The organism is Thalassolituus hydrocarboniclasticus (assembly GCF_025345565.1).
Taxonomy (GTDB): Bacteria; Pseudomonadota; Gammaproteobacteria; order Pseudomonadales; family Oceanobacteraceae; genus Venatoribacter; species Venatoribacter hydrocarboniclasticus.
The window spans coordinates 3,349,874-3,373,651 of sequence record NZ_CP054475.1 but is presented as its reverse complement, the minus strand read 5'-3'; the positions used below and the strand labels follow the sequence as shown (position 1 = coordinate 3,373,651).

The following is a 23,778-nucleotide window of genomic DNA, read 5'->3' as shown; positions in this document are numbered from 1 at the left end:
TATAAGGACAAGGACGCGATGCAACACTTCTGGCTGTTCCTCAAAGGCATAGCAATGGGGGCTGCCGATGTGGTGCCCGGTGTCTCCGGCGGCACCATTGCCTTTGTTACCGGCATCTATACCGAGCTGCTGGACTCCATCAAAAATATCAACCTGCAGGCACTGAAAACGCTGTTTAAAGACGGCCCGCGCGCCTTCTGGCAAAGCATTAACGGCACCTTTCTGCTGGTGCTGGGCAGCGGCATCCTGCTGGCACTGTTGTCGCTGGCGCGTGGAATTCACTATCTGCTGATGAACTATCCGGTGTGGCTGTGGGCCTTCTTCTTCGGCCTGATTCTGGCCTCCTGCTGGCATATCGGCAAAGAAATCGGACGCTGGGGGCTGGCACAACTGGTGTTGCTGGCATTGGGCGCCGTCATTGCCGGCTTTATCAGCACAGCATCGCCGACCTCGGTAGTGCCGACCCCTCTGATTATTCTGCTGGCCGGCAGCATTGCGATCTGCGCCATGATCCTGCCGGGAATTTCCGGTAGCTTTATTCTGCTGCTGATGGGGCTGTATGAGCCGGTTCTCGGTGCCGTGCGGCAACTGGACATTCAGCTGCTGGGCACCTTTGCGGTCGGTGCTGCTATTGGCCTGATGGCATTCTCACGCATTCTCAGCTGGTTGCTGCATCATTATAAAGATGCAATGTTTGCCTTGCTGACGGGCTTTATGGCGGGTTCCCTGCTGAAAGTCTGGCCCTGGAAAGAAACCCTGAGTACGCGCCTGAACAGCCATGGGGCAGAGGTACCTTTTATCCAGAGCAATATCCTGCCGGACAGTGGTTTATCCTTATTGCTGGCGCTGGGATTGATGCTGGCGGGAGCTTTATTGGTTCTTGGGCTTGAGCGTTTTGCGTCCAGAACGGCGCAGTAGTTTTCGTTCGCCCAGAGAGAACAAGTGTTAATCAAAAATGAAAATCCGCAAGTAAGTTGTGCGGCTTTTTTGTGAAAACGGGTAGAGTTCCGTATATAAGCCGCAAATCTGATAAAAACTTTGATTTTTTTAGACTTATTTAGAATAAGAGTTTTATTTTTAAGTGTCTTTGGTTAAAAACAATCAGGCGCGCCGCAGGACTCAAAAAGCTGTCATTTTTGAGTGTCAAAAAACAACCACCGACGGACGACGATGAAAGCACTGACCACTGTCATATTAGTCACGATAGCTACACTATTAACAGGGTGCCTTTCTGGCCGAGAATTTGTCTCAGTTGAAGAGAAGTTCAGTAAAGGACAAACCGCGACGGGTTTCCATCTTGTTGAGCGTGGTGAGACGCTGTTCTCAATTGCCTGGCGTTACGGAATCGATTACCGGGAGTTGGCAAGTGCTAACTCAATAGCCAGCCCTTATGTTATCTACCCTGGTCAAAAAATTGACATCAGAAATGTCAGTAAGCGTTCCCGGCCCCCTGTTGTTGCTACTGTCGAAAATCCGTCAAAACCGCTGCCAAAAAGTCAGAGGCCAGCTAAGCCTCCGGCAAAAACAAGTCATAACCCGCCAAAAAATAACGACAATACAGCCGAAACTGACTGGAAATGGCCGGTAAACGGCCGTTTGATTGGTCATTTTTCAACCAAAAAGCCCGTAAACAAGGGGATTGATATCGCCGGTGCTTTGGGAGAATCTGTTTTGGCAGCAGCGGCAGGAACCGTGGTTTACGCGGGTCAGGGCTTACGCGGTTATGGCAACTTAGTCATCGTCAAACACAACGATACTTACCTCAGCGCCTACGCCCACACCAGCCGCATTCTGGTCAGCGAGCAAGAAGTCGTTAAAGCTGGCCAGAAGATTGCCGAAATAGGATCTACTGGTACCGACAAAGTGAAACTTCACTTTGAGATCCGAAGAAACGGCAAGCCGGTTGATCCGCTCAGATACTTACCCAGCCGGCCTGGGTAGAGCGGGCAGAAATTAATCAATCGTTCTGGCACAAAACCTGTTTCGGTTCAGGTTCAGGACGATAACCAAAGGCGGAAATGAACATGGCAGTACAACAACGAGAACTACGCGAAGAAGACGTTTTTGATGATGTAGAAGCACTGGCACTGGTGGAAGAGTCTGAGTCTGAACAGGATTCTGCAGACGAAACCACAGAACGCTTTGCCGCTGACACATCCTACAAAACGATGGATGCTACTCAGTTGTATCTCAATGAGATTGGGTTTTCCCCACTGCTGTCTGCGGAAGAAGAGGTGCACTATGCACGTCTGGCCCGCAAGGGTGATGAAATGGGTCGCCGTCGCATGATTGAAAGTAACCTGCGACTGGTGGTGAAGATTTCACGCCGTTACGTTAACCGCGGCTTATCACTGCTGGATCTGATCGAAGAGGGCAACCTGGGTCTGATCCGCGCGGTTGAGAAGTTCGATCCGGAACGTGGCTTCCGCTTCTCTACCTACGCCACCTGGTGGATTCGTCAGACTATCGAACGGGCGATTATGAATCAGACCCGTACCATCCGTCTGCCGATTCACGTGGTCAAAGAACTCAACGTTTATCTGCGTGCAGCCCGTGAGCTGACCCAGAAGCTGGATCATGAGCCAAGCGCAGAAGAAATCGCAGCTCTGCTGGAAAAACCGGTAGAAGATGTAAAACGCATGCTCAAACTGAATGAGCGTGTAACCTCGATTGATACCCCACTTGGGCCGTCATCCGATAAATCCATTCTGGATACCATCGCCGATGAGCGTGTAACCGATCCGGGTGAAGAACTGCAGAATCAGGATATTCAGGCCAATCTGGATCGCTGGATTGAAGAACTGCCAGAGAAGCAACGTGAAGTTCTGTCCCGTCGTTTCGGTCTGCGTGGTTATGAAACCAGCACCCTGGAAGATGTGGGCCGCGAAATCGGTCTGACCCGTGAGCGTGTGCGCCAGATTCAGGTCGAAGCTCTGAAGCGTCTGCGTGAGATCATGGAGAAGCAGGGTCTGAACGCAGCCACTCTGTTTGGTGATGCCTAATCAGCAAACAGCAGCAATAAAAAAGCGGCCAATGGCCGCTTTTTTATTGCCCGGAGATTACCGGGCTGTACTTGCTGGCTGAGACTCAGCGCTCAAGGTGTTGCAGTTTGTCCGGAACGCCATCCCACTCCTCGGCATCCGGCAGCGACTCTTTCTTCTCGCTGATGTTCGGCCATACTTCGGCCAGTTCTGCGTTCAGCTCAATGTACTGTTCCTGACCGGCCGGTACTTCGTCTTCGGAGAAAATCGCTTCCGCCGGGCACTCAGGCTCACACAGTGCACAGTCGATACACTCATCCGGGTGAATCACCAGAAAGTTCGGACCTTCGTAGAAACAGTCAACCGGGCAGACTTCCACACAGTCGGTGTACTTACATTTCACGCAGTTATCAGTAACGACGAACGTCATCTGGGGTATCTCCTAATCTCGCAAATCATCGGCGCGTTCCCCCGGTTCTTGGCAGACTGATAAGACACTCAGTCTCCGGGTGTTTAGTAATCCGCCATTCTAGGTAGGAGCGGGCAACTGGGCAAGTTCGTCCGCTATAAATATGGGTTATAGCCAGCAGCCTAATGGTTCTAACGAAACTGCAGAAACCTGCTTGCTGGCTATAAGAAGGCGGTGATTTTTACAGCAGCCCCTTCAGTTCATACATCAGCTCCAGTGCCGCCCGTGGTGACAGATCGTCCGGGTTCAGAGCGGCCAGACGCTCTTCAACAGCTGATGGCAGGGCGGCGAACAGATCATTCTGCAGCGGTTGCTCGGCTTTTGCCTGAGCTTTATGCGTCACTGGTGCCGTGTTCTCCGCACCGCTGGTAAAGGATGTTGGTATGGCCGCAGGGCTGACGCCAGAGCTTTGCTCCAGATGCAGCAGCTGCGCTTTGGCCTGCTGAATCACGCTGTCCGGTACGCCGGCCAGCTGGGCTACCTGCAGGCCATAACTCTGGCTGGCCGGTCCCTGTTCTACCGAGTGCAGGAAGATAATACGGTCGTCGTGCTCGGTGGCTTTAAGGTGCACGTTAACCACATTGCTGTGGTTTTCCGGCAGGGCGGTCATCTCGAAATAATGGGTGGCAAACAGGGTAAATGCACCGATATGTTCGGCCAGATGTGCGGCACTGGCCCAGGCCAGAGACAGGCCGTCAAAAGTGCTGGTGCCACGGCCGACTTCATCCATTAATACCAGACTCTGGGCGGTGGCATTGTGCAGGATATTGGCGGTTTCGGTCATTTCCACCATAAAAGTCGAACGGCCACCGGCGACATCATCGGAGGAACCCATACGGGTAAAAATCCGGTCAATCGGGCCGAGGGTGCAGCTTTCGGCGGGCACATAGCTGCCGATATGTGCCAGCAGGGCAATCAGGGCAACCTGACGCATATAGGTCGATTTACCGCCCATGTTCGGGCCGGTAATGATCTGCATATTCTGCCGGGCATCGAGGCGGGTATCGTTGGCGACAAAGGGATCGACGATCAGATTTTCGATTACCGGATGGCGCCCCTGCTGAATATCGACCACCGCATCGCTGACCAGTTGCGGCTGCACAAAACGCAGGCTTTCGGCGCGCTCGGCTAGATTCGACAGTACGTCCAGTTCAGACAGCGCCGCGGCGCACACCTGTAACGGAATCAGCTCTTCGGCCAGTGCCTGCACCAGTTCGTCGTACAGGGCTTTTTCGCGGCTTAACGCCCGGCTTTTGGCACTCAGCGCTTTGTCTTCGAAGGTTTTCAGTTCCGGCGTAATAAAACGTTCGGCGTTTTTCAGCGTCTGGCGACGGATATATTCCGTAGGCGCGGCATCGGACTGGGCTTTGGATATTTCAATGTAATAGCCGTGCACGCGGTTGTAGCCGACTTTTAAAGTGCTGATACCGGTACGTTCTTTTTCCTGCTCTTCAAGCTTAATTAAATAATCGCCGGCGTTTTCGCTCAGTGCGCGCAGTTCATCCAGCTCGCTGTCGTAGCCTTCGGCGATCACACCGCCGTCGCGGATAATGACCGGCGGGTTTTCAATAATGGCTTTGCTCAGGCGTTCAACCCAGTGCGGGAATTCCTGCGCCCGTTCCAGTAGCTGTTCAGCCAGTGTGCTGTCGAGGCGGGTTAGCTGCTGGCGAATATCGGGCACGATGGCCAGCGCATCACGCAGCCGTGCGAGGTCGCGCGGGCGGGCAGAACCCAGTGCCACACGCGATAAAATACGCTCAATATCACCAACCTGTTTCAGGCTGCTGTGCAATTCTTCGGCGGCGTAATGCTGAATAAGCTGGGCGATGAATCCCTGTCGTTGTTGCAGCAGAGCCTGGTCGCGCAGCGGACGGTTCAGCCAGCGCTTGAGCAAACGACTGCCCATGGCGGTGGCGGTTTTATCCATGATCCAGGCCAGCGTGTGCTGGCTGTCGCCTTTCTGGTTGATATCAATCTCCAGATTCCGGCGGCTGGCGGGGTCGATAATAATGGCGTCATCCGGCTGTTCGACCTGCAGCGAGCGGATATGCGGCAGATTATTGCGCTGGGTTTCCTGAGCGTAATTCAGCAGAGCGCCGGCAGCACGGATAGCCACCGTCATATGCTCACAGCCAAAGCCACGCAGGTCGCGGGTTTTTAACTGCTGGGTCAGCAGGCGGAAAGCGGTGTCGGATTCGTAGTGCCACGGCGCCTGTAATTTCGCCCCCTGGCGTTCACGCAGACCGGCGGGCTGGCGCTGATCTTCGTTGAGTAATAATTCCGCCGGACGCAGACGTTCGATCTCGGCCAGTAAAGCATCTTCACCGTCGACCTCCAGCACCGAGAAACGACCGGAGCTGATTTCCAGCACGGCTAAACCATGGCGTTGTTGCTCAGAACAGAGGGCAACCAGCAGGTTGTCGGAACGCTCATCGAGAAAAGCTTCATCGGTCAGGGTGCCCGGTGTGATAACACGCACGACTTTGCGTTCTACCGGCCCTTTGCTGGTCGCCGGGTCGCCGATTTGTTCGGCAATCGCCACCGAAACCCCCTGCTTTACCAGCCGGGCGATATAGTTTTCGGCAGCATGGTATGGAATACCGGCCATCGGAATGGGCTCGCCGCCACTCTGGCCGCGGGCGGTTAAGGTAATGTCGAGTAGCTGTGCCGCACGTTTGGCGTCGCTGTAAAATAATTCGTAAAAATCGCCCATGCGATAAAACAGCAGAGTGTCGGAGAATTCGGCTTTGATGCGGAAATACTGTTGCATCATCGGCGTGTGCTGGGCAGTTGCCTGGCTCATCGGGCGAGTGTCCTTAAAAAACGGGCGTGTTAATGTAAACGGCAGATTGTAAGTGATTCCGCGAGGATACAGAAATGAGCCCTGAACTGAATGCCTCTGTTGCCGTACTGGCTGAAATTCTGCAGAGCCGTAATCTGCGGCTGGTCACCGCTGAGTCCTGTACCGGCGGCGGTATTGCCAGTGCGCTGACCGATATGGCCGGCAGTTCGAACTGGTTTGAATGTGGTTTTGTAACCTATTCCAACGAAGCCAAAGTCCGCTATCTCGGCGTACCACCGGCGCTGATTGAACAGTTCGGTGCGGTCAGCGAAGAGACAGTGCGCGCCATGGTGGCCGGTGCGGTCAATAACAGTCTGGGCGATCTGGCGGTAGCGGTCAGTGGTGTGGCCGGGCCCGGCGGCGGCTCCGAAGATAAGCCCGTGGGAACTGTCTGGTTTGCCTGGGGCAATGCCGAGCAGCAGATTACGGAATGCTGCCACTTTCCCGGTAACCGCGAACAGGTGCGCGCACTGGCGGTTGTGCACGGTATTCAGGGCTTATGCCGCTGGCTGTCCTGCTGACAAAAAAGAAGGGTTGGCGCTGAGAATAAGCTGTGCTTAAATACTGGTTAAATTTACAGTGATTGGTCATGAGCAAGTAACAGACCGGTCAGACAGACTAACCAGATTAAACACAGACAGGACAGAGCGATGGATGCTAACAAACAGAAAGCACTTGATGCGGCACTGAGCCAGATTGAACGTCAGTTTGGTAAAGGCGCCATTATGAAGATGGGCGAGCAGCCGCGCGAAGCCATCCCTGCTATCTCCACAGGTTCTCTGGGGCTGGACATCGCTCTGGGCATTGGCGGTCTGCCACAGGGCCGGATCGTTGAAATCTATGGTCCGGAAAGCTCAGGTAAAACCACACTGTGTTTATCGGTGATGGCGCAGGCGCAGAAAATGGGCAAATCCGTTGCCATTATCGATGCTGAGCACGCTCTGGACCCGCTGTATGCTGAAAAACTGGGCATCGATCTGAACAGCCTGCTGGTATCGCAGCCAGACACAGGTGAACAGGCACTGGAAATCTGTGACAGCCTGGTACGCTCCGGCGCAGTGGATGTGATTGTTGTCGACTCCGTTGCTGCACTGGTTCCTAAGGCTGAAATTGAAGGCGAGATGGGCGACAGCCATGTTGGCCTGCAAGCGCGTCTGATGTCTCAGGCTCTGCGTAAAATTACCGGTAACGTTAAAAACGCCAACTGTCTGGTGATCTTCATTAACCAGATCCGGATGAAAATCGGCGTTATGTTCGGCAGTCCGGAAACCACGACCGGTGGTAACGCACTGAAGTTCTATTCGTCTGTACGTCTGGATATCCGCCGTATCGGTTCGGTTAAACAGGGCGACGAAGTGATCGGTAACGAAACCCGCGTTAAAGTGGTGAAAAATAAAGTATCGCCACCGTTCAAGCAGGCCGAGTTCCAGATCATGTACGGTCAGGGCATCTACCACATGGGTGAAGTAATTGACCTGGGTGTTAAATGTGGTCTGGTGGATAAATCCGGTGCCTGGTACAGCTATAAAGGCGACAAGATCGGGCAGGGTAAAGCGAATGCTGCACTGTTCCTGCAGGATCACCCTGAGATGGCTGCAGAAATTGAAGCCGGCATCCGCAGCCAGATGCTGACGGTAGCCGTAGCATCAGACATTACCAGTGAAGCGGATGAAGAAGCCGAAGCCTGAGCTGACGCAGGCTGAATTGCGCCGGGCGGCTGTTGATCTGCTGTCCCGGCGTGATTATTCCCGCCGCGAACTGTCGCGCAAACTCTCCCCGAAAGCTGCCGATCCTGACGATGTGGAAACGGTTCTTGATGACCTTGCCGAGCGTCACTGGCAATCCGATGAGCGCTTTGCTGAATCTTTCCTCAACAGCCGCTGCCAGCGTTATGGCCCTGTGCGCCTGCAACAGGAGCTGCGCGAAAAAGGTCTGAACGCTGAGCAGATTCAGAGTGCTATCGCCAATCTCAGTGTTGACTGGTATGAGCTGGCACTTGATCTCGCACAACGCAAATGCCCTGGCGGGGTATCACCGCAGGATATGCGTGAACGCGCCCGGTTATATCGTTTTCTGGCCTATCGTGGTTTTACGGGCGAGCAAACCAGCTATGCTCTTGAACAGCTGGCTATTGCTGAACACTCGGATAGCTATTAAGCCACCGTCACTATCTAGTGAATTTTCCTGACTATGCTGCCTTTTTGACGACATTATTTTCACTGTCGCCTCAGTCTATTGACACTCCCCTCACTGCTAACCATGATCAAATTCATATATCAGAATATAGAACAATTGTTCAATTTCCGGCGGAGACCGGTAGTTAATAATCATAAGATCGTTGGGGAGGGATATGAGCCCAACTGTACAGGTCGATATCGTACTGGTGCAGCATCTGCTGAGCTTCTGGGACAGTCAAGGTATTGATATCACTCCTGTCTGGAGTTTACTTGGCATGACACCTGCGGAGCCTATGCCGCCATGGGTCGATGCTGACAAGCTTAAGCTTGCCCATAATTATATCGCCTCGCAAAGCTGCGACAGGCTGTTGCCTGCCCGTACCGGGCGCTATCTGGCACAGTGCGATTTACCGCTGAGCCGGTTATTAAAATATTCTGAGAATTTATCTCAGGGACTGGTGGCTGCTCTGCGTTTTATTCATCTGTCAGCGGGTAATATTCACTTTGCCGTCAGTCCGGGTGAGCACAAAGTAATTATCAGGGCTGAGTCGCAGGCAGGTTTGCAATTATTGCCACAACAGCTGTTGCAGGGTTTGCTGACGCTGTCTGAAGCCTGTTATCAGGTACTGGGCAGGCGTTACCGTGATCAGGATCTGCTGTTGCAGGTACCGCTTGATTCAGATTTTGTGGCGCAGCTGAATGACTTTTGTGTTCCTGAGGTTGTAGCAGGCGACACTTATGCTCTGGAGATATCGGCGTCCGCCTGGCAGCAGATTAATCCGGAACAGCAGCCGATCCTTTATGCCAGTTTGTTGCGGGATTTTGAGCGTAATGCCGATAAATTCCGTGAGCAGGTCATGCTGTACAGCGAGTTGCAGCGTATTCTGCAGGGCTGTCTGCTGAAGCGTCAGGTATCGCAGGAAGATGTGGCCGCACAGCTGAGTATCAGTGTGCGTAATCTGCAGCGTCGTCTGAAAGCATTGGGAACAACCTATCAGGCTTTGCTGGATGAGAGCCGCCAGGCGTTGGCGATGCATCTGATTCGTGATGAAAGTATTCCGCTTTATGAGATCGCTTTTATGGTCGGTTATGCCGAACCCAGTGCCTTTTATAAAGCCTTTAAACGCTGGACGGACGCAACGCCTGGCGATTATCGCCAGACGTTGGGAGCGGAAACCGGCAATGTCTGAATCAGTGTAATTTCAGACGCGGCCGGATTACTTTATTGATATGACCTACCAGACTCAGCAGCAGGGTATGCCAGTAGCCGTGCAGGGCAATCTGGTGTAACCGGTACAGTGACACATAAACAATCCGTGCCAATCTCCCCTCAATCATCATCGAACCGCTGGTCAGGTTGCCCATCAGGCTGCCTACGGTGCTGTAGCGACTGAGAGAAACCAGCGAACCTTTATCGCGGAAAACAAATTCCGGTAACGGCTGCCCCTGATGGTGGGCTCGCAACGCTTTGACCAGATGGCTCGCCTGTTGGTGAGCAGCCTGAGCGCGTGGCGGTACCGGTTTGCCGTCGCTGTGCATTACGCTGCAGCAATCACCCAAAGCAAAAATATTTTTATCTTCGGTCTGCAGGCTGGCATTGACGATCAGCTGGTTGGCGCGGTTGGTTTCCAGCCCCAGTGTTGTCATAAACTCCGGTGCTTTTACCCCGGCGGCCCAGACTTTAAGGCGTGCCGGAATAGTGCCCTGATCTTTGGTAACAAACCCTTCGGCACTGGCCTCAGTAATCAGGGTGCCGGTGCGCACCGCTACGCCCAGCGCTTCCAGTTCACGGGTTGCGGCGGCGGATATTCTTGGTGGCAGCGCTGGCAGAATGCGCTCGCCAGCTTCGATTAAGGTGACCTTCAGCTGTTCTGGTGAAACGTTCTTCAGGCCATAGCTGCTCAATACTTCAGCGGTGTTGTACAGTTCGGCAGACAATTCCACTCCGGTTGCTCCGGCACCGACAATAGCAATTTCCAGATTACGCGGATTTTCGCTGTTACTGGCTCGCAGAAATTCGTTGAGCAATGTGCGGTGAAAGCGTTCTGCTTGCTGGCGGCTGTCGAGGAAAATGCAGTGATCTTTAGCGCCGGGCGTGCCGAAATCGTTCGTTACGCTGCCGATGGCAATCACCAGGGTGTCGTAGCTGACGCTACGCTGCGGAACGATCAGCTCGCCCTGTTCGTCATGAATGGGTGCCAGTACCACTTCGCGTTGTTCGCGTAGCAGGCCAGACATGCGTCCAAGCTGAAAACTAAAGCCGTGTACCTTACCGTGGGCGCGGTAGTTAAGCTCATCGATTCCTGAATCCAGTGCGCCGGTGGCGACTTCGTGCAGCAGGGGTTTCCACAGGTGGGTGGGGTTGGCATCAATAAGGACGACTTCGGCTTTACCGCGCCGTCCGAGCTTGCGCCCTAATTGGGTTGCCAGTTCCAGTCCGCCTGCACCACCGCCAATAATGACGATACGTTGCATGGTGAGACTCCGGTAAGTGAAAAAACTGCAGCCATTATACGGACAACGCTGTCACTATTGGCCGCTTTTATTCATCCGAATTTCACATTAGCGGAGTATGCCGGCGAACGCTGTGTTTCAGCGATCAGGAAGAGGTGGTGTCTGCTGCCAGATGCCCAGCAAATGACTGGCACCGGCAACTAAAATGCCTGTTGCCAGCAGTAACAGTATCCGTTGCAGCCAGACCGGCATTTTTTTCCAGCGCAGATGCCAGTGCAGGAAACGCACATGACCGAAAGGTCCGATGGCGAGATGCAGCATCAGCAGCACCATGGCCGGAACCATGGCAATCAGCAGAGCAGTAATCATTGTGCTATCCGGTGATGGCAGTGCTCAGTTGGCCACTTGCCATTGTTGCAGGTGATCAGCGCAGACCTGACGATTCAGGGCTTCTTCTGCACTCAGTACCGGCAGTGTAACGCATTGCTGCAGCAGTGTGATCATTCTGTCGCGGTACTTGTCGGCATCCAGCCGGGCCAGAGCATTAACGTATTCGTTGTAGATCACCGGCAGTTTGTCCTGTAATTCCAGGGCGCGCTTGAATGCTTCCAGAGCCCGGGTCTCGGTCGAACCGTAAGTGATGCGGCCAACAAAAGAACCGACGCGCTCGACTACGCCGGCATGCAGGCCACCCAGCATCGCCGGGTAGAGCGCCTGCTGCGGATAGCGTTCCTGCAACTCTGCCATCGCGTCCTGAGTGTCGCCGAGGAATCCCGTGGCGGTGGCGGCGCTGGTATCCAGCAGTTCCAGAATGCGTGCATGGGCATAAGCCAGGCCAAATTCAGCAAAGGCATAATCAGGTGCCAGAGGCAGTAAACGCTCAGACTCGGCGGCGGCTTCACGGAAGAGAGCCAGCTTGGCGTCTTTATCCTGCACGATCAGTGCGGCATACATCAGCTTGGAATAGAGTGCCGGGATGGCACCAACAGGCCCGAGCTGCCGGCCAAGTTCATAAGCCTGCTGAAAATGACCTTCATAGTGCAAACGCCAGACCTGCTGGCTGGCTTCTGCCAGTGGCTGCAGATTGTCAGTCAACAGCGCTTTCAGCGCCGGGTGTGCCTCAGGCAGACGGGCCTGATCCTGGCTGTAATTCATCAGTTGTGGGTATTTATCCAGCAATGCGCGCAGAGCGCTTTCGTCCGGAAAGGGCAGGCCGGGTCCCTGATTCAGCTGTGGCCAGAACTCCTGTAAGCGGTTGTCGCTGTAATCGAACTGCGGCAGGTCGGCAGGATAGGGTTGCCAGTCAGCAGCAAATGCCTGACAGCAGAAAGAAAGTAGTAAAACAGATACAGAACGCATAAACCCTCCGGATGACGGCGGGATTATAGCGGGGAAGGTTGGCCGGAACCTGTGAATTCCGGCCAATATCAGCGGGTTAATTTTCGCCAGCGGTGGTTACTGGAAGGCTTTGCCAGTATCAACGCCCAGCTTTTTCAGAATCATCGCCAGCGGGCAGAAACCACTGAATGCGGCCTGAAACATGTTGGCACCAACAAACGCGGTAAACCACAGCCAGTGAATACTGTGAATCTGAGACAGACCAACGCTGATCAGGATAAACAGCCCGGCAATTGCGAAAATCATGCGATCGACGTTCATAGCATCACCTTTCTCTAAATTAGAATATGCTTATATAGTTATCTTTGATTCGTATGCCGTCAAGTGGTTTTTAACAGTTGCGCCTGAAAAGCCAGACCTGACAGCTTGTTGCTGTGACAGATATTTAGCAGCAGGAACACGCGTGCAGGGACTCGGCCTGAGGCGCGCAAACCGCTATACTCCTTCTCCTTTAACTTTGACTAACCGCTTCCGGATACCCGCAGCCGTATGAAAAGCTCAGACATTCGCAAGGCATTCCTTGATTACTTTGCCTCCAAAGGCCATGAAGTGGTGCCATCCAGCCCGCTGATTCCCGGTAACGACCCGACCCTGCTCTTTACCAATGCCGGTATGGTGCAGTTCAAAGACTGTTTTCTCGGTAAGGACCAGCGCAGCTATACCCGCGCGGCCTCGTCTCAGCGCTGTGTGCGTGCCGGTGGCAAGCATAACGACCTGGAAAATGTCGGTTACACCGCGCGTCACCACACCTTCTTTGAAATGCTGGGTAACTTCAGCTTTGGCGATTACTTTAAAGAAGACGCGATTAAGTTTGCCTGGGAATTCCTGACCTCACCGCAGTGGCTGAACCTGCCGAAAGAAAAACTGATGGTTACGGTCTACGCCGAAGACGACGAAGCCTATGACATCTGGAACAAGCAGATGGGCATTCCGGCGGAAAAAATCGTCCGTATCGGAGATAACAAAGGCGCCCGCTACGCCTCCGATAACTTCTGGGCGATGGGTGATACCGGCCCGTGCGGTCCGTGTACTGAAATCTTCTTCGACCATGGCGAACATATCTGGGGCGGGCCTCCGGGATCACCGGAAGAAGATGGCGACCGCTTTATCGAAATCTGGAACAACGTATTTATGCAGTTTGATCGTCAGCCTGATGGCGAGATGATCCCACTGCCGAAGCCTTCTGTTGATACCGGTATGGGTCTTGAGCGTATCTCGGCAATCATGCAGGGCGTGCACAGCAACTACGAAATCGATCTGTTCCAGGCGCTGCTCGCGGCGGCCGGCGAACTGACCGGCTGCAAAGATACCGAGAACAAGTCTCTGCGCGTCATCGCCGACCATATCCGTTCAACCAGCTTCCTGATTGTTGATGGCGTGCTGCCATCCAACGAAGGCCGCGGTTATGTGCTGCGCCGTATTATCCGCCGCGCTGTACGTCACGGTCATATGCTGGGGGCGTCGGTTGGTTTCTTCCACAAGCTGGTGGGTGCATTGGTTGAACAGATGGGCGAAGCCTATCCGGAATTGCGTACGCTGCAGGCGCACGTCGAAAAAGTGCTGCGTCTGGAAGAAGAACAGTTCGCCAAAACGCTGGATAAAGGCATGGCGATTCTGAACGATGCTATCGCGGATCTGAAAGGCGACACCATTCCCGGTGAAACCGCCTTCAAGCTGTACGACACCTACGGTTTCCCGCTGGATCTGACCGCCGACGTTGCCCGTGAGCGCGACCTGAAAGTCGACGAAGACGGCTTCAACGCAGCGATGGATAAGCAGCGCGAAATGGCCCGCTCAGCCGGTAACTTTGCCGGTAACTACGGCAAAGGTCTGGAAATCGACGGAACAACTGAATTCCTTGGTTACACCCAGCTGGAAAATACCGGCAGCGTGAAAGCCCTGTTTAAAGACGGTGTGGCGGTTGAACAACTGAATGCCGGTGATGAAGCTGTACTGGTGCTGGATGAAACCGCCTTTTATGCCGAAAGCGGTGGTCAGGCGGGTGATACCGGTTTCCTGAAAGCCAACGGCGTTGTCTTCCAGGTGAAAGACACCAGCAAAGAAGGCAAAAACCACCTGCACAAAGGCGTGCTGGTTGAAGGTTCGGTGAAAGTCGGTGACCAGCTGACCGCAACGGTTGATGCGGAAAAGCGTCAGTCGACGGCCATTCACCACTCGGCTACTCACCTGCTGCATGCTGCCCTGCGCAAAGTGCTGGGTGAGCATGTCAGTCAGAAAGGCTCGCTGGTGACTTACGACAAACTGCGTTTCGACTTCTCGCATCTGGAAGCGGTTAAACCAGGAGAGCTGGCTGAGATCGAAAACATCGTTAACGCTCAGATCCGCGCCAATACCGAAGTAACGACCCGTCTGATGAACATCGACGATGCCCGTAACTCCGGTGCGATGGCACTGTTCGGCGAAAAGTACGATGACGAAGTGCGCGTGCTGTCGATGGGTGTGGATGATTTCTCGGTCGAGCTTTGTGGTGGTACTCACGCCAAACGCACCGGTGATATCGGCGTGCTGAAAGTCAGCAGCGAAAGCGGTATTGCCGCCGGTATCCGCCGTATTGAAGCGGTCGTGGGTCAGGCAGCGCTGGACTTTATTGCCCGCGAAGAAGCCACACTGAACGGTATTGCCCGCAACCTGAAAGGTTCGGCTGATAACGTTGGCGACAAAGTTGAGCAACTGATGGCGCGTAACCGTCAGCTGGAAAAAGAACTGGATGCGCTGAAATCCAAACTGGCTTCCAGTGCCGGTTCCGATCTGGCGAACAATGCGCAGGATATTAACGGCGTAAAAGTGCTGTCAGCCCGTCTGGATGGTGCTGATGTCGAAGCACTGCGTACCACGATGGACCAGCTGAAAAACAAGCTGGGTTCTGCGCTGATCATGCTGGCGGCGGAAACCGAAGGCAAAGTGACACTGCTGGCCGGTGTGACCAAAGACCTGATTGGTAAAGCCAAAGCCGGTGATGCGGTTAAAGAGTGTGCGCCTTATGTCGATGGCCGTGGCGGCGGTAAGCCGGAAATGGCTCAGGCCGGTGGTCAGAAGCCGGAAGGCATTGACGACGCTCTGGCCGCTTTCAGTAAGTGGGCACAGGCGCAGCTGTCTTAAGCGCGCAGGCTGGACAAAAAACAGCGGGCATTGCCCGCTGTTTTTTTATCAAAGCTGGTTATTGCAGAGGGATTTGCGATAAAGGCCACACCGGCATCAGACTGTTGCGTTTTAAGCCAATAGGCCATCTTTCTTGTTGTGGACATTTGTTGTTTAATGAGCGCCCCTTCAACCAGTCAATCCCAGTAAAGACACATCATGGCGCTATACGTACAGAAATACGGCGGTACATCCGTAGGTTCTATTGAACGCATCGAGGCCGTTGCCGATAAAGTTAAGTCTTTCCACGACGCCGGCCATCAAATAGTTGTTGCCGTCTCCGCGATGAGCGGTGAAACCAATCGCCTGATTGGTCTTGCGAAAGGCATTTCCGAAAATCCGACTCCACGCGAAATGGATGTGCTGGTATCTACCGGCGAGCAGGTGACGATTGCCCTGCTGGCAATGGCGCTGCAGAAGCGCGGTGTGGATGCCCGTTCTTTCACCGGTTGGCAGGTTGGTATCAAAACCGACAGCTCTTACATGAAAGCCCGTATTGAAGATATCGACACCAGCGCCATGCGTAAGCAGCTGGATGGCGGCGGCGTGGTGATTGTGGCTGGCTTTCAGGGGATTGATGACGATAACAACATCACTACGCTGGGTCGTGGTGGTTCTGATACCACAGGTGTTGCACTGGCTGCGGCACTGGGTGCAGACGAATGTCAGATTTATACCGACGTCGATGGTGTATATACCACCGATCCGCGCGTTGTTCCGGCCGCACGCCGTATGGATAAAGTAACTTTTGAAGAAATGCTGGAAATGGCCAGCCTGGGTTCAAAGGTTCTGCAGATTCGTTCGGTTGAATTTGCCGGTAAGTACAAAGTTCCCCTGCGTGTACTTTCCTCATTTAAGGAAGGTAACGGCACCTTGATCACGATGGAGGAGATGAGCTCCGTGGAAAATCCAGTTATTTCAGGCATTGCATTCAATCGCGACGAAGCAAAACTTACCCTGAAAGGTGTACCCGATGTTCCGGGTGTGGCATCCCGTATTCTGGTGCCAATCAGCGACGCGAATATCGAAGTGGACATGATTGTTCAGAACGTGTCTGAAGACGGTACGACTGACTTCACCTTCACCGTAAACCGCAGCGACTATCAGAAAGCGCTGAAAATTCTTAACAGCCTGGCTACAGAACTGAATGCCCGTGAAGCGACCGGAACTGACGACATCTGTAAAGTGTCTATGGTGGGTGTGGGCATGCGTTCTCATGCCGGCGTTGCCAGCAAAATGTTCAAAGTTCTTGCTGACGAGAATATTAATATTCTGGCAATCACCACCTCCGAAATTAAGATTTCTGTTGTGATTGCAGAAAAGTATCTGGAACTGGCGGTCCGCGCGCTGCACACAGCCTTCGGCCTGGATGCAGAAGAGCAGGCAGAATAACCCTCCGTCCTTTCCGACCCTCATTAGGGGGCGCTCAATGACTGAGAGCCCCCTAATAACTAAATATTCTCAATAACGCCTCGCCTTCGCTTCATTTCTGACCATAGTGGTCAATACTGAGCATTGGGACGTGAGAATATCGGCTTAACCGCCAAAGCACCCTAGAACCGAACAGGAATGTCAGGAGAACTCCTATGCTTATTTTAACCCGTCGCGTAGGCGAAACTTTGATGGTTGGTGACGAAGTCACCGTGACTGTCTTAGGCGTTAAAGGAAACCAGGTACGCATTGGTGTTAACGCACCAAAAGAAGTTGCCGTACACCGTGAAGAGATTTACCAGCGCATCCAGCGCGAGAAAGATGGTGACGAAGGTCACGACGAAAGTCACGGGAATTACTAACACCTTAATTTTGTTAAAATTTTTCCTTTGATTTTTGCAGGAACGTGGTATCATGCGCGCCGTGAACTGGAGAGATGGCCGAGTGGCTGAAGGCGCACCCCTGCTAAGGGTGTATAGGTTTACCCCTATCGAGGGTTCGAATCCCTCTCTCTCCGCCACGTTTTCTGCTCCCGCAGATGTGTATTAAAAGCGTTGACAGTTAGCACTGACTCCCTATAATACGCGCCCCACGATGCGCGCTCGTAGCTCAGCTGGATAGAGTACCTGGCTACGAACCAGGCGGTCGGAGGTTCGAATCCTCCCGAGCGCGCCATTCTTTCCCCAAGACAGAATGCCCCTTCGTGAATTGTTATACCTGATGCGCGCTCGTAGCTCAGCTGGATAGAGTACCTGGCTACGAACCAGGCGGTCGGAGGTTCGAATCCTCCCGAGCGCGCCATTTCTTAAAACTTCATCCGAAGTCAAAAAAATCCAGAATATCTGAAACGTCATCGAAGCTGTTATTAGCTCGGTCGGATAAGAACCTCCATAGGTTCGACAAATGGCCGGGAGCCATTTGGTCCGCTGCAAGCGCCCGCAGGGGTGAGGGCAGGATGCCCGAGAGACAATCGCAGTGAGCCTGCGAACGAAGAGTGCGTAGGCCGAAGGCCAGGTCGCTTGCGATCGTTAGCACATCCTCCAGCGCCATTTCTTAAAGCTTCGTCCGAAGCATCCGAAATAAATCACACGCAGTAAATTATCGAAGCCGCCGTTAAGCAACGAAGGTGAGATTAATTCGTCGGGAACGAATTAATGCGCAGCCCGCAGGGTGAGTATCAGGATGATACGAACAGCCTCCCCAGGTTCGACAAGTGGCTGAACAGGTCGCTTGCGATCGTTAGCACATCCTCCAGCGCCATTTCTTAAAGCTTCGTCCAACGTCCAAAATACCCGCAATTAATTAACGTCACGCATCCCGGAATTGCTGCTTGAGCGGTGATGCTTAAAAACTCCAGTTTAATCCCGCATACATCTGCGTTTTCCGGTTTTCCACATCACCCTGCCAGCCCAGTTCGAACACTTTAAATAATGTCAGTCCGGCATGAATACCTGCAGTTTTGTCTGCATCAAACTGCAGCCGTGGGCCAATAAATAAGGTCGACAGTGTGCCAGGCACGGGAATTACCCAGTCAGCTCCCGCGGCCGGATAATAATCACCGGCGTAGCGGGCATCCTGTTGCACACCGATATAAGAGCGCCAGAAAAAATCCGGATTTTCGTTATGCCAGCCAATGCGTAATCCCTGACTGTCTTTGCCTGCCTGATAAATCTGTGTAGTCAAAAAAGCCTGGGCAGGAGACGCCGCAGATAACAACAGAAGGCAAACAAGCACTGGCCGGAGATGTAAGCGCAAAACAATTAAGCGGGGCATAGTGAGATGGCCTTATGATTAATCAATAAATTGCCGGGCGAATATCGGATGTTGCTGCCTGAGCCATTGCAGCAGCTCAGGAAACATCTCCGGGCTGAAGCAGGGAATGCCGTGCCCGCTCAGCAGGGCTGCGGTTACGCCCATTCCATTGCGCAGCGTGGCATTAAACTCACCATTATAAATACCATCACTGCCACAGGATGGAGAGCGTGCCGCCAGCAGGGCTGCAACCGCGCCGTGACGGCGGGCGCTGGCGAGTGCCTGTTGAGCACCATCGATAAACTCGCGGGTAAAATCTTCTCTGTCACGTGAAATGATGCGTGCCTTGCCCTGCAAAACCGCCTCACCATCTCCCTGATCAATTTCTGCAGCCGGACGAGGCGTCGGCAAACCTCCGGCGACTTCAGGACAAACAGGAATCAGAATCCCCGCCTCTTGCCAGCGCTGTAACTGGTGGCGGAAGTTGTCGGTTTTGTCATCGTTGGCGCGGCCATCGTAGCGTACCGGTTGTCCCAGCAGGCAGGCGCTGATCAGTAGTTTCATCGGACATCGCTTTTATTGCTGTAACTCCGTATTAGACGCAGGCTAAACTGTAAGTGCAATGTACAGCGGAGCCTTTCGCGCTGCGCTTTGTTTTTTATGGTCAGTCAGTGGGTGCCGTTCAGGGAGATATCACTGCTGGAAGCCGGATTTTCGGAGAGTGTTATGGGCCTGTCTCTGGTTGGGCTGTTGCGGATACTGCTGTTTCTGGCGCTGTTGTCAGGCATTGCAGTGCTGATTATGGGCAGCAACCATTCGGCTGAGCGTGCACCACAGCCTGTTCATATTCGGGTTCTGGCCATCGAATATCCTCCCTTTACCAGCGTCGGTACCGATGGCGATGGTCTGTCGTTCCGCCTGCTCAATCAGCTGCTTAAACCTTACAACTGGTATGCCGGTGCGGAATATCTGCCACCGGCAAGGGCACCGCTGGCGGTGAATAAGTCCAGCGGCTGGCTGGCGAGTTTTTTTCCGGCCAGAGCAGACAGTGAGCATGCGCAGGTGATTACTCTGGCGCCGGCGGCTATCCGCATGGGGCTTTTTCGTCAGAGACAGCAGACACCATTTCGCTGGAGCAGTCTCGACGAGTTAAAGGGTAAAACCCTGGCGACTATCCGTTCCGGTTCCGCTGGTGCCTTTATAACGCCCTTTATTGATGCCGGTATGCAGCCGGTCTTTGTTAACAACCTTGATCAGGGCATTCTGATGCTGGCCGAAGGGCGGGTGGATTATGTGCTCAGTGTTGAGGATACCGGCTGGTACTACGCCAGGTTACATAAGCTGGACGTTAACCGGCTGCAATTTTCGGACACCATTATCTCCACCTTTCCGCACGTGGTTTATGTCAACCGCGAACACCCGCAGGGGCCGCAACTGATTCGCTTATTGCAGGAAGCGGTGCGCTGATTTTCAGCGTTCTTTACGCGCCAGAAAATGCACATAGCGCCCAAACTGCCGGTAGGGCTCCAGCGTTCCGAATTCGAGATCGGCTTTATTCACCGCATCCTGACCAATACGGTCACGGATTTTCTGATGCATATGATCGTGCACACAACGAATGCCGCGCCAGCGCTCAACATGAAAACCGAGGGTATTCAGCGCCTGTTCGATGGCATACGGGTCGAGTGGATGCTGCGGCGCATTGCCTTCGTCGCGTAAACGCGGGTTGGCCGATTGCGGCGCATGGGTACGGCCATTCATTAACTGGCGGAATTGATGGCCGTGCAGGTTATAAAACATCAGCGACAGCCAGCCACCGGGTTTTACCCGGTCGGCGAGTAATGGCAGTGCAGCAAAGGGATCTTCCAGCCACTCCAGTACCGCATGATTAAGCACAATATCGAAGGATTGCGGAAATTCTGCGGCCACGTCCTGCAGCGCACAGTGTTTTACCGTTAACGGCAGTTGCTGAGCGGCAAACTGATCGCGCGCCAGTTGCAGCATTTCGGCGGAAATATCACACAGACTGACCTGTGCTCCCTGTTGTGCCAGCTCCAGACTGAACTGCCCCTGGCCGCCGCCGATATCCAGCACGCTGGCGTCAGACAGAGCGATGTTCAGATCAGCAAAATCGGCACGCAGCGCCATCAGCCGCAGCTGGCCTCTGGGGGTTGCATAAATGGTGCGGGCAAAGCGTGCGGCCAGATCGTCGAAATTACGGTCGGGGCGGGTATCGGTGTCTTTGGTGCTCATGGCGTTTTTCGTTGCGTGGCAGTGTGCCGATCATAACAGCCGCGGCGCCGCAGGCAGAGATAAGCTGCATAAAAAAGCCGGCGCTGAGGCCGGCAAGGGGAGAACTTATTGAGAGAAGATGAGGTTCTTAAGCATGATTATTAATTGGCAACGATCAGCTTATCCATACGTTCCAGATCGTTAATCACGCGCCAGTCACCGCCACCTTCTATGACTCGGTAATTGGGTCAGTTAGCGACGATCAGCTTATCCATACGTTCCAGATCGTTAATCACGCGCCAGTCACCGCCGCCTTCTATGACTCTGTGCTGCCAGTTTGCTAGTCGGTTGAGGTAGTCCCGCGGGTCAATGTTATCGCTGCGTAGCTTAGTGACATTGAGAGCAACCACGTGAATGTTATCCAGACTAATTGGAAAGTTTCTAATGTGATCATGGGGTAAATCCTCTTCTAAATCGGAAAAAATAAAGACGTATTTATTACCGGCACCGGTTTCGTTCAGATATTGCGTGGCCTGCAGCACACCGCCGGTGATGTCGGTATTGGCGCTGCCTTTTTTCAGGTTGGCGGCGAACTCATCCATGGCCAGCTTGAACTGACGCTTCTGATCGTTGGCGGTGCTGGGGCGCATATCGAAGGTGGTTTTGGCGATGATGTCTTTCTCGCTGAAACTGCCACTGTCGATACGGGCCACGGCAATGGAGTCGCCACTGTCGAGGTTGGCCAGCAGGTAGTTGAGAATGGCCTGTGCTTTGTTCAGCTCCTGGGTGTAGGTGCCCGAGGTGTCGATCAGCAGATAGACCGCTTTATTCTGTGGTGCCTGCTCGCCGCAGCCGCTGAGCAGTAAGCTCAGGGGCAGGGCGGCGGTGGCAACCAGGCGTTTGAAGCTATTCATAATCGTCACTCCTCTGATTCAGGCGACGGCTACAGCCGCGTCGCCACTGTTGTTGCTGCTGTTGTTTTTGCTGCGGCTTTTACGGCTGCGTTTTTCTTCGGCGGCTACATCCGGGATGGCATCGGCCAGCTCATCGGTGGTCTGGCTGTCATCAAACTGCACCGCAGTTGCCGCTTCGCGCTTACGGCTGAACAGACGCTCGATGCTTAACGGCAGCATGATCAGCAGGTCGTAGGCGTGGGTCAGCAGGGTGGCGCTGTGACCGGCCAGGTTGCCTAGCAGACGGGCGGCAATGGCGACCAGACGGATCATGGCGACCAGTGCCAGACCCAGCACGGTGCGCAGCGAGTGAATAAAGGACTCCAGCGGGATGGCGATAAAGGCCAGCGCAAACGGCAGGATAAAGCCCATCACCATTTGCCCGATGGATGGAATCCAGCGGAATTCTGCATTGCTGGCGGCTACGCCGGAGGCATTTGCCGCCATGCTCAGTGATTGCTGCAGGGCTTCTTTATCCAGTGCCAGCAGGTCACGCATATAGGCCAGTGAGGCTTCGATACCGGCCAGAATGCACAGGATGCTGAGGCTGATAATCATCATGCGGCGGCGCATCTGATCATCCATGCTGCTGATGATCGGAAACAGACGGGTAATGCGCAGTGATTCCAGCAAAAACAGGCCCATCGCAATCTCAATCAGAATGATCACCAGCGCGGCAATATCTGAGGTTTTTACGCCACCGATATAGCTGGTTCCGCCCACCATTTCCGACATCGGCATGGCGATCAGCTGGAAGTTGATCAGGCCACCGAGCAGGGCAATGGTCAGCACCAGGCCGGCAATAAAGAACTGAGTCAGCGAGCTGGAGGTCAGGCTGCGTACCGCCGCATCTTCACCACGGCGTACTTCTTCATAGTGCTGCATCTGCTTGTCGAGCTGGTGGGTACGGTTATCGAGGTTATCGATAGTGCGTGCCACTTCGTCCATTTTGCCGTTCAGCGTGCGCCATTCCGGCTGCATTTTCGCCAGCAGTTTGTGGCGCTGATCGGCGCTGGCCTGCCAGGTTTTCAGGGTTTCTTTATGGGTGTCGTGCACCGCGTCTTTAATATTGCTGAGAATCTTGGCAACCGCAGGATCACCATGGCTGGGCAGCGCGGCAATGGTATTCACCACCTCACCCCAGGCCGGTGGCAGCGGCGCGCTGTCGCCGGCTTCGCGGTAGCTGTTCTCGACATTGTCGATGGCGGTGCTGATCTGGCGGTGCAGCGCCGGATAGCCGGATAAATCGCGCGCCACCAGAGTCTGGATACGGGTAAATTCGCGTTCGATACGGCGTTCGGCATCGTTGCGTGCGGCGGCCAGTAAGACTTCGCGGTTACGCTTACCCAGCTGGCGTTCCAGCTGGCTCAGGGCGCGGCTGGCCATGCGCAGCATATGACGCAGACCCTGACCACTGCTGAGCAGGATACGGTGGGCCGGGTTGCGGCCGAAATACAGCAGGGTCATCGCCAGCACCAGCCAGATAGCGGCGGATACAGCGCTGTTGGCGGACCAGAGAGTGAGTAAGTCATTCATGATTCTGTCCTCGTGTTGCTTAGGGCCTGTTCACACTAATTAAGCAGGCCTGTTATTAGCTAAAAATTTCTCAGACAAGGCGCTGAGAGTGTTGCCTAACGGGTTAAGCGAATGAGCAGCAACGTAGGATGAGGAATTTTTAGCCATAACCCTCCGGGCTGAGGCCCGTTTTCCCCATTAACATCGTCGTTCGTCATTCATTTAGCCCGCTAATATCACTCCTCTCTCCTTGTCCTGAGAAAAACTGGCTCTCAGCAGGCCCGGTTCACTTAGTGTGAACAGGCCCTGGAAAGGTGGCTGCGGAGAGCCGATGAATACAGATTGCGTGATGCCGGTGAAAAATCGGTGAGAAGAATGTGATTTCTGTCGCGCTGGTTGTGTCCGGGCGTCTGCA

General features: G+C 53.9%; 22 protein-coding genes and 3 tRNA genes. 14 read left to right on the top strand and 11 right to left on the bottom strand.

Features of this window, described 5'->3' with window-relative positions:
• Positions 1-18: 18 nt before the first annotated feature.
• The 3 genes from HUF19_RS15085 to rpoS all read left to right on the top strand — a co-directional run bounded on the left by HUF19_RS15085 (position 19) and on the right by rpoS (position 3,002).
• Positions 19-918: a DUF368 domain-containing protein gene (locus tag HUF19_RS15085; RefSeq protein ID WP_260997389.1), complete on the top strand. Its 900-nt coding sequence runs from the start codon at positions 19-21 to the stop codon at positions 916-918.
• Positions 919-1,170: 252 nt separating this feature from the next.
• The gene (locus tag HUF19_RS15080) at positions 1,171-1,941 is read left to right on the top strand and encodes a peptidoglycan DD-metalloendopeptidase family protein (protein WP_260997388.1); all 771 of its coding nucleotides are present in this window, start codon (positions 1,171-1,173) and stop codon (positions 1,939-1,941) included.
• 83 nt (positions 1,942-2,024) lie between these two features.
• Positions 2,025-3,002 carry an RNA polymerase sigma factor RpoS gene (rpoS, locus tag HUF19_RS15075; RefSeq protein WP_260997387.1) on the top strand — a complete coding sequence of 326 codons (978 nt, stop codon included), beginning with the start codon at positions 2,025-2,027 and terminating at the stop codon, positions 3,000-3,002.
• An 85-nt stretch (positions 3,003-3,087) separates the two neighbouring features.
• On the opposite strand, the gene fdxA is transcribed toward rpoS, so the two are convergent.
• Both fdxA and mutS read right to left on the bottom strand, forming a co-directional pair.
• Positions 3,088-3,411 (bottom strand): ferredoxin FdxA, encoded by a 324-nt coding sequence (gene fdxA, locus HUF19_RS15070; protein ID WP_145466489.1) that lies wholly within the window; start codon positions 3,409-3,411, stop codon positions 3,088-3,090.
• A gap of 220 nt (positions 3,412-3,631) precedes the next feature.
• Positions 3,632-6,253: a DNA mismatch repair protein MutS gene (gene mutS, locus HUF19_RS15065; RefSeq protein ID WP_260997386.1), complete on the bottom strand. Its 2,622-nt coding sequence runs from the start codon at positions 6,251-6,253 to the stop codon at positions 3,632-3,634.
• Between the two features lie 74 nt (positions 6,254-6,327).
• Here mutS and HUF19_RS15060 point away from each other — a divergent pair, with 74 nt between their 5' ends.
• The 4 genes from HUF19_RS15060 to HUF19_RS15045 all read left to right on the top strand — a co-directional run bounded on the left by HUF19_RS15060 (position 6,328) and on the right by HUF19_RS15045 (position 9,659).
• On the top strand, positions 6,328-6,813 hold the full coding sequence (locus tag HUF19_RS15060; protein WP_260997385.1) for a CinA family protein: 486 nt from the start codon (positions 6,328-6,330) through the stop codon (positions 6,811-6,813).
• A 129-nt stretch (positions 6,814-6,942) separates the two neighbouring features.
• Positions 6,943-7,980 (top strand): recombinase RecA, encoded by a 1,038-nt coding sequence (gene recA / locus HUF19_RS15055; RefSeq protein ID WP_260997384.1) that lies wholly within the window; start codon positions 6,943-6,945, stop codon positions 7,978-7,980.
• Positions 7,961-8,449 (top strand): recombination regulator RecX, encoded by a 489-nt coding sequence (recX, locus tag HUF19_RS15050; RefSeq protein WP_260997383.1) that lies wholly within the window; start codon positions 7,961-7,963, stop codon positions 8,447-8,449. The genes recA and recX overlap by 20 nt, the downstream gene beginning before the upstream one ends.
• A 193-nt stretch (positions 8,450-8,642) precedes the next feature.
• On the top strand, positions 8,643-9,659 hold the full coding sequence (locus HUF19_RS15045; protein WP_260997382.1) for a helix-turn-helix domain-containing protein: 1,017 nt from the start codon (positions 8,643-8,645) through the stop codon (positions 9,657-9,659).
• 1 nt (position 9,660) lies between these two features.
• On the opposite strand, the gene HUF19_RS15040 is transcribed toward HUF19_RS15045, so the two are convergent.
• From HUF19_RS15040 to HUF19_RS15025, 4 genes are all read right to left on the bottom strand, one after another.
• Positions 9,661-10,944, bottom strand: coding sequence for an NAD(P)/FAD-dependent oxidoreductase (locus HUF19_RS15040; protein WP_260997381.1), 1,284 nt, complete (start codon positions 10,942-10,944; stop codon positions 9,661-9,663).
• Between the two features lie 117 nt (positions 10,945-11,061).
• Positions 11,062-11,292: a hypothetical protein gene (locus HUF19_RS15035; RefSeq protein ID WP_260997380.1), complete on the bottom strand. Its 231-nt coding sequence runs from the start codon at positions 11,290-11,292 to the stop codon at positions 11,062-11,064.
• 24 nt (positions 11,293-11,316) lie between these two features.
• Complete coding sequence (locus HUF19_RS15030; protein ID WP_260997379.1) at positions 11,317-12,282, bottom strand: tetratricopeptide repeat protein; 966 nt, start codon at positions 12,280-12,282, stop codon at positions 11,317-11,319.
• 96 nt (positions 12,283-12,378) lie between these two features.
• Positions 12,379-12,582 carry a YgaP family membrane protein gene (locus HUF19_RS15025; protein ID WP_260997378.1) on the bottom strand — a complete coding sequence of 68 codons (204 nt, stop codon included), beginning with the start codon at positions 12,580-12,582 and terminating at the stop codon, positions 12,379-12,381.
• Between the two features lie 228 nt (positions 12,583-12,810).
• On the opposite strand from HUF19_RS15025, the gene alaS reads away from it, so the two are divergent.
• From alaS to HUF19_RS14995, 6 genes are all read left to right on the top strand, one after another.
• On the top strand, positions 12,811-15,441 hold the full coding sequence (gene alaS / locus HUF19_RS15020) for an alanine--tRNA ligase (protein ID WP_260997377.1): 2,631 nt from the start codon (positions 12,811-12,813) through the stop codon (positions 15,439-15,441).
• A gap of 198 nt (positions 15,442-15,639) precedes the next feature.
• Positions 15,640-16,872 (top strand): aspartate kinase, encoded by a 1,233-nt coding sequence (locus HUF19_RS15015; protein WP_260997376.1) that lies wholly within the window; start codon positions 15,640-15,642, stop codon positions 16,870-16,872.
• Positions 16,873-17,066: 194 nt separating this feature from the next.
• The gene (gene csrA / locus HUF19_RS15010) at positions 17,067-17,273 is read left to right on the top strand and encodes a carbon storage regulator CsrA (RefSeq protein ID WP_225693004.1); all 207 of its coding nucleotides are present in this window, start codon (positions 17,067-17,069) and stop codon (positions 17,271-17,273) included.
• A gap of 68 nt (positions 17,274-17,341) precedes the next feature.
• Positions 17,342-17,431: transfer RNA gene (locus HUF19_RS15005), tRNA-Ser, on the top strand.
• Between the two features lie 78 nt (positions 17,432-17,509).
• Positions 17,510-17,586, top strand: a tRNA-Arg gene (locus tag HUF19_RS15000).
• Between the two features lie 49 nt (positions 17,587-17,635).
• Positions 17,636-17,712, top strand: a tRNA-Arg gene (locus HUF19_RS14995).
• 543 nt (positions 17,713-18,255) lie between these two features.
• Here the strand turns inward: HUF19_RS14995 and HUF19_RS14990 are convergent.
• A complete protein-coding gene (locus HUF19_RS14990; protein WP_260997375.1) occupies positions 18,256-18,594 on the bottom strand; it encodes a hypothetical protein in 339 nt (112 codons plus the stop codon).
• A gap of 108 nt (positions 18,595-18,702) precedes the next feature.
• On the bottom strand, positions 18,703-19,227 hold the full coding sequence (locus tag HUF19_RS14985) for a 2-thiouracil desulfurase family protein (protein ID WP_260997374.1): 525 nt from the start codon (positions 19,225-19,227) through the stop codon (positions 18,703-18,705).
• A 162-nt stretch (positions 19,228-19,389) separates the two neighbouring features.
• On the opposite strand from HUF19_RS14985, the gene HUF19_RS14980 reads away from it, so the two are divergent.
• Positions 19,390-20,130, top strand: a complete 741-nt coding sequence (locus HUF19_RS14980; protein ID WP_260997373.1) for a substrate-binding periplasmic protein — start codon at positions 19,390-19,392, stop codon at positions 20,128-20,130.
• Between the two features lie 3 nt (positions 20,131-20,133).
• Here the strand turns inward: HUF19_RS14980 and HUF19_RS14975 are convergent, their stop codons facing one another.
• The 3 genes from HUF19_RS14975 to HUF19_RS14965 form a co-directional block, all read right to left on the bottom strand.
• Positions 20,134-20,916 carry a methyltransferase domain-containing protein gene (locus HUF19_RS14975; RefSeq protein ID WP_260997372.1) on the bottom strand — a complete coding sequence of 261 codons (783 nt, stop codon included), beginning with the start codon at positions 20,914-20,916 and terminating at the stop codon, positions 20,134-20,136.
• A gap of 227 nt (positions 20,917-21,143) precedes the next feature.
• On the bottom strand, positions 21,144-21,809 hold the full coding sequence (locus tag HUF19_RS14970; RefSeq protein WP_145466473.1) for a vWA domain-containing protein: 666 nt from the start codon (positions 21,807-21,809) through the stop codon (positions 21,144-21,146).
• An 18-nt stretch (positions 21,810-21,827) separates the two neighbouring features.
• Complete coding sequence (locus tag HUF19_RS14965; RefSeq protein ID WP_260997371.1) at positions 21,828-23,384, bottom strand: G protein-coupled receptor family protein; 1,557 nt, start codon at positions 23,382-23,384, stop codon at positions 21,828-21,830.
• Between the last annotated feature and the right edge of the window lie 394 nt (positions 23,385-23,778).